7 protein-coding genes are annotated in these 14,120 nt (G+C 31.1%); 4 read left to right on the top strand and 3 right to left on the bottom strand.

Translation table 11 applies throughout. From position 1 onward, the window contains the following. Window positions 1–62: 62 nt before the first annotated feature. Window positions 63–485, bottom strand: a complete 423-nt coding sequence (locus KV700_RS11985; RefSeq protein WP_218598011.1) for a molybdenum cofactor biosynthesis protein MoaE — start codon at window positions 483–485, stop codon at window positions 63–65. A gap of 141 nt (window positions 486–626) precedes the next feature. Between KV700_RS11985 and KV700_RS11980 the strand changes: the two genes are divergently transcribed. After that, complete coding sequence (locus tag KV700_RS11980) at window positions 627–902, top strand: DUF3817 domain-containing protein (protein ID WP_166383619.1); 276 nt, start codon at window positions 627–629, stop codon at window positions 900–902. A 105-nt stretch (window positions 903–1,007) separates the two neighbouring features. On the opposite strand, the gene KV700_RS11975 is transcribed toward KV700_RS11980, so the two are convergent. Both KV700_RS11975 and KV700_RS11970 read right to left on the bottom strand, forming a co-directional pair. Continuing rightward, the gene (locus KV700_RS11975; RefSeq protein ID WP_218598010.1) at window positions 1,008–1,250 is read right to left on the bottom strand and encodes a MoaD/ThiS family protein; all 243 of its coding nucleotides are present in this window, start codon (window positions 1,248–1,250) and stop codon (window positions 1,008–1,010) included. 12 nt (window positions 1,251–1,262) lie between these two features. Further along, a complete protein-coding gene (locus KV700_RS11970) occupies window positions 1,263–3,719 on the bottom strand; it encodes a DUF5686 and carboxypeptidase regulatory-like domain-containing protein (RefSeq protein ID WP_218598009.1) in 2,457 nt (818 codons plus the stop codon). Between the two features lie 223 nt (window positions 3,720–3,942). Between KV700_RS11970 and KV700_RS11965 the strand changes: the two genes are divergently transcribed. The 3 genes from KV700_RS11965 (at window position 3,943) to sprA (ending at window position 14,104) form a co-directional block, all read left to right on the top strand. After that, the gene (locus tag KV700_RS11965) at window positions 3,943–6,240 is read left to right on the top strand and encodes an NADP-dependent malic enzyme (protein ID WP_218598008.1); all 2,298 of its coding nucleotides are present in this window, start codon (window positions 3,943–3,945) and stop codon (window positions 6,238–6,240) included. 161 nt (window positions 6,241–6,401) lie between these two features. Further along, entirely contained in the window at window positions 6,402–6,983 is a 582-nt protein-coding gene (gene ruvA, locus KV700_RS11960; protein WP_166383627.1) for a Holliday junction branch migration protein RuvA, read from the top strand. Between the two features lie 5 nt (window positions 6,984–6,988). Continuing rightward, window positions 6,989–14,104, top strand: a complete 7,116-nt coding sequence (sprA, locus tag KV700_RS11955; protein ID WP_218598007.1) for a cell surface protein SprA — start codon at window positions 6,989–6,991, stop codon at window positions 14,102–14,104. The last annotated feature ends 16 nt before the right edge of the window (window positions 14,105–14,120 follow it).

Genomic DNA, 14,120 nt, shown 5'->3' with positions numbered 1-14,120 from the left:
AAAGATACGAGCGAGATGCTCGCACCAGCATTGAGATTGTAACTAAGAGCCGAAAACTAAAATTAAGGATGCGCATTCACCCAAACCTCCCCGTCTGAAAAATATTCTTTTTTCCAGATTGGAACAGTTTCTTTTAAGGTATCTATTGCAAATTCACAAGCTTCAAAAGCAGCTTTTCTATGTTTAGAAGAGGTGGTTATAATTACAGGAACTTCTCCGATTTGTAACATTCCTTCTGCGTGGTGAATGGCTATTTTTTTTATATCAAATTTTTCTAAAGCCAAATCTGCAATCTTTTGCATTTCTTTAATTGCCATTGGTTTATAGGTAGAAAAGTCTAATTGGGTAACTTCTTTTCCTTGTGTATCATTTCTTACAGTTCCTACAAATGCTGAAATTCCGCCACAAGAATCATCTTCTACAAAACGGTAACATTCTTGTAAATCTAATTTTTCTAAAGTAATTTTTATTGAAGTTCTTTTCATTGTTAAACAAAAATAGGAAAACAAAGTTGTATTTTTGCAAAAATAAATAAATCGTCATTACAAGAGGTATTCTGTTGATTAAAAGACAATGGTTCTAAAAGAGATTACCGACATAAGCTGCATTGACCAAAAGTTATCTTTATGAAAAATATTTTTAGAATTGTAAGTGTATTGGAAGGGATTTCTTATCTATTATTATTATTTATTGCTACACCTATAAAATATTTACAGGATGACGCCACTTACGTAAAAATGTTAGGAATGCCTCATGGAATTCTTTTTATGCTATACGTAGTATTAGCTTTTGTAATTAAAAAAGAAATGAATTGGAACAATAAAACGTTAGGTATTGTTTTAATTGCTTCTGTGATTCCTTTTGGCACTTTTTATATTGATAAAAAGTATTGTCAGAAATAGGTTGTTGGTTATTACGCGTAGATACACAGAGAAGAAACTAAAAGTACATAAAGAAGAGAACAAAAGGGTGTTTCTTGCCTTTTAGAAGGTTAAGATGAGCTTCTTTTATCCTCCACTAACTGGTGGAATTATAGCAATAACATCACCTTCTTTTAACACCAATTCATCAGTTGCATAACTTTCATTTACTGCAATCGCATAAGAGTTGATGTTTTTTAACTGCGGATGTTTTTCTTTTAATAAATTTTTAAAACCTACAACACTTAAAGTATCAGCAACCTCTAAATCTAAATTAGAAGCACCTACTAAATCTGTAGTAATTCCAAAAAAAAGTACTTGAATTTTCATATTTCAAAAATATTAAAACAAACTTAATCTAAACAATAAACCATCATTTTTAATACCTCCATGAAAAGACCTCACATAATCTACTCTTAGAAAGCGCCATTTACCATAACCAATATTATCTAAACCGATAGAATATTCTGTATAAGGCTTTTTATTTGCCATAAATAAGGTTTTTGCCCCTCCAACTAAATGAAAATTCAATTTATTTAATAATGGAATCTTCCCTAAAACAGCTCCTTTAAAATTATGCTCAATATGTGCTTCTGCATATTTATCGTTGGTATAAAACTTATAATACTCTAAAATACCAAAACTATTTAATTCGCCATTTAAAGGAAATAATAATTGGTTTCCATTAGCTTGTAAAAAATCCATAAAAGCTATGTTTTTCTTTTTTAGAAACATCCCTCCTCTTAAATAATAACTTAGGTTTCCATAATTTCCGGCATTAATATCTTGTTTTAAAATTGCAGTAAACACATCAGAATTTAACTCAGAATTAGAAGCACCAAATCGTTTTCTATAATTAATATTTAATGACGGATATTTCTCATTGCCAATATTTTCTTTTCTATCTGGGTAAGACAAATATTTTTGCCCAAAAACAAAAGTAGCACCTACATTTAAAGTAGCAATTTCATGTTCTTTAAATACATCAATTACATTTGAAGGATTATTAGAAGTATATCCGCCATTATGCCCTTGCTTTGCAAAGGAATAATCTGTAGTATTAAAAAGTGGTTTTCTGTTTGCATACTCTAACGATGATGAAAAGTAAATTCCATTCTTAATTTCTTCTGAATAACTTATTTTACCAAAAGTTTTATCGTAAATTTTTAAATAATTTAACCTTCTCACTAAAGATCCAATGGTGTTATTTAATTTCATGATAGGTTTTCTATCGTTAAACTGAGCCGTTTCAACTCCTCCAGAAATTGTCATTGTTGGTCTAGAAATATCATTCCATTTTTTAGTAAAAAAGAAGGTTGGCCTTATGCGTTTATCAGAAAAACCATAATTTACTTTTGCTCCGGTATTCCACCATTTGCCTGTTTCATTTTGTTTTTTAAAAAAACTAAAACCTAAAGAAGCATTAAAACCTTGTACTGTATTATAATTAAAATTCTTTATTAATCCATTGTAAGAAATAGCCCATTTTTCGTAGGAATTTCTATGTGTATGACCCATCATAGGCGAAAGTAAATTAAACTTATTTTGCTTCTTATTTACAGAATCTAAATATTTTTTAGATTTTCTAACAAGTTTTAAACTGTCTTTAAATTTATAATCTGTAGCTTCCTCTATGGTTAAAGGCACAGGTCTTAAATTACCCCAATAAACGGTGTCTTTTTCTGTAGCCTCCTTCTCAAACGTTAAAACTTCATTGGTAAATGTATTTTCATTATATTCTGGTGTAAAATTATAGGCTGAATATGCAGATGAAAAGCGTCCGTCTAAATTAAAACCAAAAGCATCTACCTTAAAGTCTATACTCTGGCTAATTAACACCCAAGCATCATTTTCTGCCGAGTAATTGTAGTTTTGTTTTAAATACAAAACATCTACAACAGGTACATTTATTTGCGCTCCAGTAACAGAAACATCTGCACCGTAAATAGCCCAATCATCTTCTACTATATATAAATACCCATTAAAAACACGATCATTTTTACGCTTCGGAATTATTTTTATCTTATTAATAAGTTTACCATTCTTATTATAAAAACTTCCTTCTAAATTAAATTTATAATAACTAAAAGCATTGGTAGAAATTGGTGAAATTAAATCACCTCCAAAGTTTACACTATCATCATAAAAATTAATATTTGCATCTTCTGCTCTATTAAAACTAATACCATTATCTGTGCCGCTTACTTTAGATGCAATAATTTTCTCTTTAAACTTCTTCGGTTTTTTCTGAAAATGAATTTCAGAAACCGTTTCAGAAAGATAAATAATTCCACTTCTTGTAGAATCTAATGCACCACCAAAATCTCCCAGATTCTGACCTAAAAATTTCTCTGGAGCATCTTTGATTTTATAAAGCCCGCGAGAATAAAATTTAGCCGTATATTTTGCATACTTATCTGTATTTTTATCCTTATTTGCTATTACATTTCTAATAATTCTATTTGCAGGATTGTCTTTTGTAGAGATAGAAATTTCCGCCAATTGCACATTCTCTTCCTGTAATTCAATATTTAATTCAAATGGAAAAGAGGTAATATTTACTTCTTTTTTTAACGTTATGTAACCTAAAATTTGAAAAACGATGGTATGTTTTCCTTTTTGGGTCATATTTAAAATGTAATCTCCATTGTCATTAGACGTGGTTCCTGTAACCGTATTATCTAAATAAACACTTACAAAAGATAAAGGGCTGTTTGTGGTGTCTGTTATCTTTCCTTTTACTTGTGCAAAAAATGAAAATGAAGTAAAAAAAAGGATTAGAAAAGTATTTTTTGGCATAGCATTGCTTTGGTATATAGACGTAAACTTAAGACTTAAGTTACAATCAAAGATATAAAATATGTTAAACAAAGTAAAAACAGAAATCTAACATCAAGCTATTTAGAGCAATACAAAGGTAATATTTACTTAAAATAGCACTTATTAAGAAGATTAGAAAATAAATTCTCTCTTTCGCTGAAAATCATATATTTGTAAGCTTAAACAAGTAAAGACTTATTATATGAGCGATTCTAGAAAAAGACACGAAGCTTTATTATATCACGCAAAACCAAAACCAGGAAAAATTGAGGTTGTTCCTACCAAAAAATATGCCACTCAACACGATTTAGCGTTGGCATATTCACCAGGTGTTGCAGAACCTTGTTTAGAAATAGCAAAAGACAAAAACAATGCATACAAATACACTGCTAAAGGAAACTTAGTTGCTGTAATTTCTAATGGAACTGCAGTTTTAGGCTTAGGAGACATTGGTCCGGAAGCTTCTAAACCAGTAATGGAAGGAAAAGGGTTACTATTTAAAATATTTGCAGATATTGATGTTTTTGACATTGAAGTAGATGCTACCGATGTAGAACTTTTTATACAAACTGTAAAAGCTATTGCACCTACCTTTGGTGGAATTAACTTAGAAGATATTAAAGCACCCGAAGCTTTTGAAATTGAAAGACGATTAAAAGAGGAATTAGACATTCCGGTAATGCACGATGACCAACACGGAACTGCAATTATTTCTGCTGCAGCCCTAAAAAATGCGATTGACATTACCAACAAAGATATTAGCAAAGTAAAAATTGTTGTAAATGGTGCTGGAGCAGCTGCTATTTCTTGTACCCGTTTGTATTTAAAACTAGGCGCAAAAAGAGAAAACGTAGTAATGTGCGATAGTAAAGGTGTTATTAGAAGCGATAGAGACGACCTTACCTCTCAAAAAGCAGAATTTGCAACTGATAGAGATTTACACACTCTAGATGAAGCAATGCATGATGCAGATGTATTTATTGGTTTATCTAAAGGAAATGTAGTTTCTCCACAGATGCTTTTAACCATGGCTAAAGACCCAATTGTTTTTGCAATGGCCAATCCTGTAGCCGAAATAGATTACGATTTAGCAGTAGCTACAAGAAAGGATATTATTATGGCTACAGGAAGATCTGACCATCCTAACCAAGTGAACAATGTACTTGGGTTTCCATTTATTTTTAGAGGTGCTTTAGATGTTAGAGCTACCAAGATTAATGAAGAAATGAAAATGGCAGCCGTTCATGCTTTAGCAGATTTGGCTAAAAAATCGGTACCAGAACAAGTAAATATTGTTTATGATGAAGTTAGTTTAGCGTACGGAAGAGAATATATTATTCCAAAACCATTTGATCCAAGATTAATTTATGAAATTCCACCAGCTATTGCAAAAGCTGCAATGGATTCTGGTGTTGCTCTAGAACCAATTGAAGATTGGGATAAATATAGAGAAGAATTAATGGAGCGTTCTGGTTCTGGAAATAAAGAAATTAGACTTTTACACAACAGAGCAAAAAGTAATAGAAAACGTATTGTATTTGCAGAAGCAGACCATATAGATGTTTTAAAAGCTGCACAAAGAGTACATGATGAAAAGATTGGTGACCCAATATTATTAGGACGAAAAGAAGTAATCTTAGCTCTAAAAGCAGAAATAGGTTTTACTGAAATTGTGCCAATTATAGATCCAAAAACCGATGAAGAAACAGAACGCAGAGAACGTTTTGGTAAAATTTATTGGCAAAATAGACGACGTAAAGGACGTACCTTATCTGAAGCAACAAAATTAATGCGAGAACGTAATTATTTTGCTGCAATGATGGTAAATGAAGAAGAAGCAGATGCATTAATTACAGGATATTCTAGACCTTACCCAACAGTTTTAAAACCAATTTTAGAACTAATTGAAAAAGATAAAGGAGTTACTAAAATTGCTGCCACCAACTTAATGTTAACCAAACAAGGTCCGTTATTTTTAGCAGACACCACAATTAACATAAACCCTACGGCTAAAGAATTGGTGAAAATTTCTCAAATGACTGGAAATTTTGTAAAAATGTTTGGTATGAAACCAAATATGGCAATGGTATCTTTTTCTAACTTTGGATCTTCAAATTCTGAAACTTCTAAGAAAATTAGTGAAGCCGTTTCTTATTTACACCGTCATTTTCCAGACACTGTTATTGATGGAGAATTGCAAGCAGATTTTGCTTTAAACCCAGAAATGTTAGCTAAAGAATTTCCGTTTTCTAAATTAAATGGTAAAAAAGTAAATGTTTTAATTTTCCCAAATTTAGAGTCAGCAAACATTACTTACAAACTAATGAAACAATTAAACCACGCAGAATCTATTGGTCCAATAATTTTAGGATTGAGTAAACCTGTACATATTTTACAATTAGGTTCTAGTGTAGATGAAATGGTAAATATGGCTGCATTGGCTGCCGTAGATGCTCAAGAAAAAGAGAAGAGAACTAAAATTAACAATAATTTAGTGTAAGATTAATTTGATGTGAGAATCAATTAAGTTTAAATAAAATAGAGATTAGACATTTATTTGTTATCATTTAAAGTCTAGTCTCTATAATTTATAAAATATAAATTGCACTCACACCAAACCTAAAATAAATTCTTACTTTAGAGGCTTAGAAAAAGAAATATATGATTACACAAGTTAGAGGAAGATTGGTAGAAAAAAACCCAACAGAGGTTGTAGTAGATTGCAATGGAGTTGGTTATTTATTACATATTTCTCTAAACACCTTCTCTAGCTTACCCGATGATGAAGCTGTTGTTTTATACACCCATTTATCTATAAGAGAAGATGCACACACCCTTTTTGGATTTTTCACAAAAACAGAGAGAGAAGTTTTTAAGCTATTAATTTCTGTTTCTGGCGTTGGGCCAAGTATTGCAAGAACTATGTGCTCATCAATGACAGCAGAAGAAATACAACATGCAATTGCATCTGAAAATGTACCACTCATACAATCTGTAAAAGGAATTGGTGCAAAAACAGCGCAAAGAGTAATTGTAGATTTAAAGGATAAAATTTTAAAAACCTTTAACATGGATGAAGTTTCTACCTTTACAAGCAATACCAATAAGGATGAAGCGTTATCTGCTTTAGAAGTTTTAGGGTTTAATAAAAAACAGTCCGAGAAAGTTATCTCTACTATTTTAAAAGAAAACCCAGAAGCCACCGTAGAAAACTTAATAAAACTAGCCTTAAAAAATTTATAAGAATTTTGAGAAATTTTTTTAAAAAAATATTTTTATTTCTTGCTTTTGCTTTTATAGCAAACACCTCTTATGCGCAAACCGATAGAGATACAGATTCTATAACTGTAAAAAATGACACTCTAAAATTAAGATATAACTTTAAAAAAGAGCAAACTGGTGGTTTGTTTTTAGATTATCTGGCAGAGAAAGAAATTATTTTTGATAAAGATTTAAATAGATATGTAATTGTAGAAAAAATAGGTGACTATTATACCAAAACACCAATATATCTAACCCAAAAAGAATATGCAGATTATCGTTTAAAACGAGATATGACGCAGTATTACAAAGACAAAGTTAGCGCTACAAACTCTAAGAAAAAAGGTTCTATAGAAGCTCAAAAAGATCTACTACCAACCTACTATGTAAAATCTGACTTATTTAAAACTATTTTTGGAGGAAGTGAAATTAAAGTAACACCTACCGGAAGTTTAAATTTAAAATTGGGTTTTATTTATCAGAATACAGAAAACCCGCAATTATCCGAAGAAAACAGAAGCAGTTTTACATTTGATTTTGATCAACAAATTAATGCAAGTATTCGTGCACAAGTAGGTACCCGATTAGATTTTACGGCAAATTACGACACACAATCTACTTTCGATTTTCAGAATTTAGTGAAAATTGGTTACGAACCAACGGAAGATGATATTTTACAAGGAATAGAAGCAGGTAATGTTTCTATGCCCATTAAAAACTCCTTAATAAACGGAGCTCAAAGTCTTTTTGGGGTAAAAACACAATTAAAATTTGGGAACACTAATATAACTGCTGTTTTCTCTCAACAAAACTCAGAAAGTACCACAACTGTTGCAGAAGGTGGTGCTTCTATACAAGAATTTCAATTAAAGGCGACGGATTACGATAATGATCGTCACTTTTTCTTATCACAATATTTTATAGACAATTACGCAAACTCTCTTAAAAACTATCCTTTAATTAACAGTCAAGTTAGTATTACAAGAGTAGAAGTTTGGATAACCAACAGAAACGCAAGTACAGAAGATTATAGAAGTATTGTAGCTTTAGCTGATATTGGAGAATCTGATACAGATGTTTTGGTAAACCAAACAGGAGAAGTACAGCTCACAAATCCGCCAACAACTACTGGTGGAAATATACCTACAAACGAATCGAATAATTTATCTAATTTACTAACTACAACTAGTGGTATTAGAAATATTTCTACCGTAAATAGCACTTTGCAACCTTACAACATGAGTGAGGGTACAGATTATTCTGTATTAGAAAATGCAAGAAAATTAAGCACTAATGAGTTTACGTTAAATTCTCAATTAGGTTTTATTTCTTTAAACAGAAGGTTAAATGATGGTGAGGTTTTAGCCGTTGCTTATGAATATACAATTGCAGGTGGCGTTTCTGGGAGTACAAAAACTTCTTTTAAAGTTGGTGAATTTTCTAATGATGGTATTCTATCTCCACAAACTTTGGCTGTAAAATTATTACGCAGTGAAATTTTAAAAACCAAAAGAGATCGAGTTGTTAATGGTGCTACCATTACAGAATCTTTTCCTACATGGCGTTTAATGATGAAAAACGTGTATGCTTTAGGTACTTTCCCTTTATCGCAAGATGGTTTTTATTTCGAAATTCAATATAGAGATGACCAAACAGGTATTTCTTCTAACGTGTTACAAAATGCAAATACAGCAGGTATTCCTAACTTGCCACTAATACAAGTTTTTAAATTAGACCAATTAGACCAAAGTCAATATAGAAGTCCAGACGGATATTTTGATTACGTAGAAGGTATTACCGTAAATTCTCAAAACGGATTTATATTTTTTCCAGAACCAGAACCTTTTGGAAATGATTTAGTACAAAAAAACAACAATGATATTGGTTTAAATGAAACGGTAGACAATAACTATTTATTTAAAGAACTTTATTTAAACACAAAAGTAAACGCACAAAACAATTATCAAAATAAAGACAAGTATTTCTTAAAAGGATATTTTAAATCAGAAAATTCTGGAGGAATACCCATTGGTGCTTTTAACGTACCAAGAGGATCTGTAACCGTAACAGCAGGAGGTAGACAATTGGTAGAAGGTGTAGATTATGTGGTAGATTATCAACTAGGTCGAGTACAAATTATAGACACTGGTTTGCAAGCTTCTGGCACACCAATTAGTGTTTCTACAGAGAACAATGCAGTCTTTAATCAACAACGTAAAACCTTTATGGGTGTAGATGTTGAGCACAAGTTTTCAGATAATTTTATTCTTGGAGCAACCATTCTAAATGTAAATGAAAGGCCTATTACTCCAAAAGTTAATTTTGGTTCAGACCCTATAAACAATACCATGTTTGGGGTAAATATAGATTACAGTACAGAAGTACCTTATTTTACAAAATTGGCAAATAAACTACCTTTTGTAGATACAGATGTGCCTTCTAATTTATCGGTTAGAGCAGATATGGCATACCTGCTTCCTGGCACACCAAGTGGCATTGATGTAGCAGGTGCTGCAACTTCTTATATAGATGATTTTGAAGCTTCTCAAATACCTATTAGTATATTATCGCCATTAGATTGGCATGAAGCCAGTACTCCCAAATTTTTCCCTGGTTTTAATGGTGATCAAGAAAATTTATCTTACAATTACCAAAGAGGAAAATTAGCCTGGTATAATGTAGATCAAATTTTTTACGGAGCCGGAGATACACCTGCAAATATTAATGCTGTAGAACTTTCTAGAGCAGAAACTAGACAGATTAATTATAGAGAATTATTCCCTAATGTGCAGTTAGATATTACACAGAACTCAGTAATAAGAACTTTAGATTTAGCTTATTTCCCATCAGAAAGAGGTTCTTATAATTTTGACACCGGTATTAATGTAAAAGCAGACGGAACTTTTTCTAATCCTCAGAATAGGTGGGCAGGAGTTATGAGAGCATTAACTACCAACAATTTTGACCAAGCAAATGTAGAATATGTACAGTTTTGGGTAATGGATCCTTATGAAAATTATTCAATTACAGAGGAAGAAGGTTTGCCTATAGGAATGAATCCAGAAAACACATCAAACCAAGTTGGTGATTTATACATAAACTTAGGTAATGTTTCTGAAGACATTTTAAAAGATAGTCGAAAAATGTTTGAAAACGGTTTGCCAGAAACTGGTGGAGATATCAATACCATAGAAACAAATTGGGGTAAAGTACCAACAAACCCATCTATAATTTATGCTTTTGATGAAAATGATGAATCAAGAGCAAATCAAGATCTTGGATATGATGGTTTAAATGATGCGGAGGAATTTACTAAGTACAGCACAACGCTTCCTAACTTTAGCAAATTAAACCCAAACGATCCTGCATCAGATAATTTTCAATATTTTAGAGGTAGCGAGTTAGATGCAAATCGTGCTTCTATACTTACCAGATATAAAAATTACAACAATACTCAAGGGAATTCTCCAACTTTAAATCAATCTACAGAAAGCTACCCTACTTCATCTACCACCTACCCAGATGTAGAAGATATAAATAAAGATCAGACCATGAATACCGTAGAAAGTTACTACGAGTATAAAATTTCTATGAATAGAAATAATTTGGTAGTTGGAAAGAATTATATTGTTGATAAAAAAACAACAGATGTAACTTTAGAAAACGGAGAAAAGCAAACAGCAACATGGTACCAATTTAGAGTTCCTATTAGAAGTGGAACAGAAGTAAATGGTATTTCAGATTTTAATAGCATTCGTTTTGTTAGAATGTTTTTAACTAATTTTAGAATGCCAGTAGTACTTAGGTTTGGTGAGTTAGACTTAGTACGTGGAGATTGGAGACGATATACAAAAACCTTAGATGAATCTATTTCTACTCCAATAGATTTAAACAAAAATGAGTTAAAAGACTTTGAAGTTGGTGTTGTAAGTATAGAACAAAATGAAGGAAGTTATATACAGCCTCCTGGAATAGAAAGAGAGCGTTTACAAGGTAGTACAAGTGTACAATTACAAAACGAACAATCTGCAACCTTAAAAGTAACTAATTTACCAGCAAACGAAACCAGAGCAATTTATAAAAACATTAGCATAGATTTAAGACGATTTAAAAATTTAAAGATGTTTATACATCTTCAAAAAAATGAAGGGGCACTTGATATTAATGATGATGATTTTTCTGCAATTATAAGATTAGGTACAGATTTAGATGACAACTTTTATCAAATAGAAGTACCTTTAAAAGTATCTGAAAATGGTACTTCTGCTTTAGATATTTGGCCAGAAGCAAATAATTTAGATGCTTTTCTAGAAACTTTTGGATTGGTAAAATTAGAAAGAGACAAAGCTGGTGTTGCCATTACAGACATCTATACTTCTATAGACCAAAACGCTGAAATACCTTATACAATTTCTGTAAAAGGAAACCCAACGTTGGCAGAGTTAAAAACAATTGTTTTGGGTGTAAAAAACAAAACAACAACTCCAATTAGTGGTGAGGTTTGGTTTAATGAGTTACGCTCTTCTGGTTTTGATAATAAAGGTGGTTGGGCAGCCGTTCTAAACGCCGATGCAAATTTTGCAGATGTAGCAAATGTATCTTTATCTGGTAGCATGTCTACCGTTGGTTTTGGTAATGTAGAAGACAGGGTTGGCCAACGTAGTTTAGATGAAACAAAGCAATATGATGTTGCTACGTCTATAAATTTAGGTAAAGTATTAACCCCTAAAGAATGGGGAATTCAATTGCCAATGAGTTATAGTATTGGTGAACTTTATATAGACCCAAAATACGATCCTCAGTTTCAAGACATAGAATTAGCAGATGCTTTAGGTGAAAATGAAAACAGTGAATTTTCTAGAGATTATACCAAAAGAACAAGTATCAGTTTTACAAACGTAAAAAAGAATAGAAACCCTAATTCTACAAAAAAACAAAGATTTTACGATGTAGAAAACTTAGCGGTATCTTACGCACATAATAAAGAATTTCAAAGAAATTATAACATTAAAAAACGTATTAATGAAAGTGTAAGAGCTTCTGCTTCTTATAATTTTAGTTTTGATTCTAAACCATTAGAGCCTTTTAAAAATAATGATTCTATTTTTAGAAACAAATATTGGCAACTTATAAAAGACTTTAATTTTAATCCAATTCCTAAAACTTTTGCAATTAATTCTAGTATCAACAGAAATTATAATGAACAACAATCTAGAAATTTAGTAAAAGGACTATCTGCACAACCAGAATTAAAACAACGTAGATTTTTATTCGATTGGGATTATACCATTGGTTTCGATTTAACAAAATCATTACAAGTAAACTTTAATGCAACCAATAGTTATATTTACGACACTTTTGGTAACAATGATGAAATACAGGTTTTTGATGACTTCTTTAACACAGGAAGAGCCAATCATTACCATCAAGCATTAAACGGAACCTATAATTTACCAATAGATAAAATTCCGTTTTTAAAGTTTATAAAAGCCGATTACGCATATACCGCAGATTTTGACTGGCAAGCAGCTCCACAAAATACCATAGACATTAATGGTGTAGATGTACCCTCTGTAAACTTAATAGGAAACACCATACAAAATGCAAATACACACAATTTAAATACCACTATTAATTTTGATGCTTTTTACAAAGGGCTTGGTTTCGAAAAATTATTATTGACTAAAAATCAACGTAAAAATGCAAAAGGAGATCAAGGTGCAGGTTTACCAAGAACACCAGGAAGAGTTAAGCAAAACAAAAAATTATCTATCGGTAAAAAAATATTAAAAGGTACTTATGATGTTCTAACTTCTGTAAAACAAGGGAAAATAAGTTATTCAGAAAACAATGGTCAATTACTACCAGGATATACAGAAGATGTTGGTTTTTTAGGCGGTGCTCCTACTTCTTTTGCTTTTGGTAGTCAAGTAGATATTAGAAACAAAGCATTAGAACAAGGTTGGTTTGTAAACAGAAATAATGGAGAAGAATATTACAGTAAAACTTATAGTAAAACACATTACAATAAATTAGATTACACCTTTACATTAAAGCCAATTAAGGATTTAAATATAGATGTTAGAGGTAATAAAATACAAACAAGAGATCTTTCTCAGCAATTAGATCTTGTCTCTGGTAGCAATCAATTTGAAAACACTCCTTTCTTTGAAACAGGAAACTTTAGTACCAGTTACTCTATGATTTCTACTGCATTTACAGACGGAGATGTTTTATTTCAGAATTTAAGAAATTATAGAAGTATCATTTCAAACAGATTAGCTACAGAAAATACAGTACCTGCAAGTGGCTTTGGTAACAATAGTCAACAGGTTTTATTACCTGCTTTTGTAGCTGCTTATTCTGGTAAAAATCCAGATAAAGTAAATACTGGGCTCTTTAGAGATATTCCTATCCCTAACTGGACATTGCGTTATAATGGTTTAATGAAGTTTAATTTCTTCAAAAAGAACTTTAGTAATTTTGTAGTTTCACATGGTTATAGATCTTCTTATACGGTATCTAGTTTTACAAATAATTTACAGTATGATGCCAATAATCCGTATGCAAACTTAAATGCTGCCAAGAATTATGAATCTCAATTATTAGTATCTGCAGTTACTTTAGTAGATGAATTTTCTCCACTAATTAAATTAGATATGAAAATGAGAAACTCATTTTCTTTAAGAGGAGAAATAAAAAGTGACAGAACGCTTACAATGAATTTTAACAATAGTACTTTAACCGATATTTCTGGTACAGAATTTATATTTGGAATGGGCTATGTTTTTGAAGACGTTAAATTTAATACCCGTTTTACAGGGAAGAAACAAACACTAAAAGGAGACATCAATTTAAGAGCAGATGTGTCTTTAAGAGATAATATTACACAAATTAGGTCTGTAGATGAAGATAATGATCAAATTAGTGGTGGACAAAAACTTTTTTCTATTAAATTTACCGCAGATTATAGATTAAGTAATAGTTTAACCGCATCTTTCTATTACAACCATCAAACATCTAGATATGCAATATCAACCACTTTTCCAAGACAAGCGATTAATGGTGGATTTAATATTATTTATAACTTAGGAGGAAATTAAACATAACAACAAAAAC

The organism is Polaribacter sp. NJDZ03, assembly GCF_019263805.1.
Lineage (GTDB): Bacteria > Bacteroidota > Bacteroidia > Flavobacteriales > Flavobacteriaceae > Polaribacter.
Note: the sequence above shows the minus strand (reverse complement) of the source record. Positions and strands in the feature narration are given on the sequence as shown.

Excerpts from the sequence above, each read along its gene's own strand:
- KV700_RS11985 (WP_218598011.1), bottom strand. The coding sequence starts at position 485 with ATGAAAAGAACTTCAATAAAAATTACTTTAGAAAAATTAGATTTACAA.
- KV700_RS11980 (WP_166383619.1), top strand. The coding sequence starts at position 627 with ATGAAAAATATTTTTAGAATTGTAAGTGTATTGGAAGGGATTTCTTAT.
- KV700_RS11975 (WP_218598010.1), bottom strand. The coding sequence starts at position 1,250 with ATGAAAATTCAAGTACTTTTTTTTGGAATTACTACAGATTTAGTAGGT.
- KV700_RS11970 (WP_218598009.1), bottom strand. The coding sequence starts at position 3,719 with ATGCCAAAAAATACTTTTCTAATCCTTTTTTTTACTTCATTTTCATTT.
- KV700_RS11965 (WP_218598008.1), top strand. The coding sequence starts at position 3,943 with ATGAGCGATTCTAGAAAAAGACACGAAGCTTTATTATATCACGCAAAA.
- ruvA (WP_166383627.1), top strand. The coding sequence starts at position 6,402 with ATGATTACACAAGTTAGAGGAAGATTGGTAGAAAAAAACCCAACAGAG.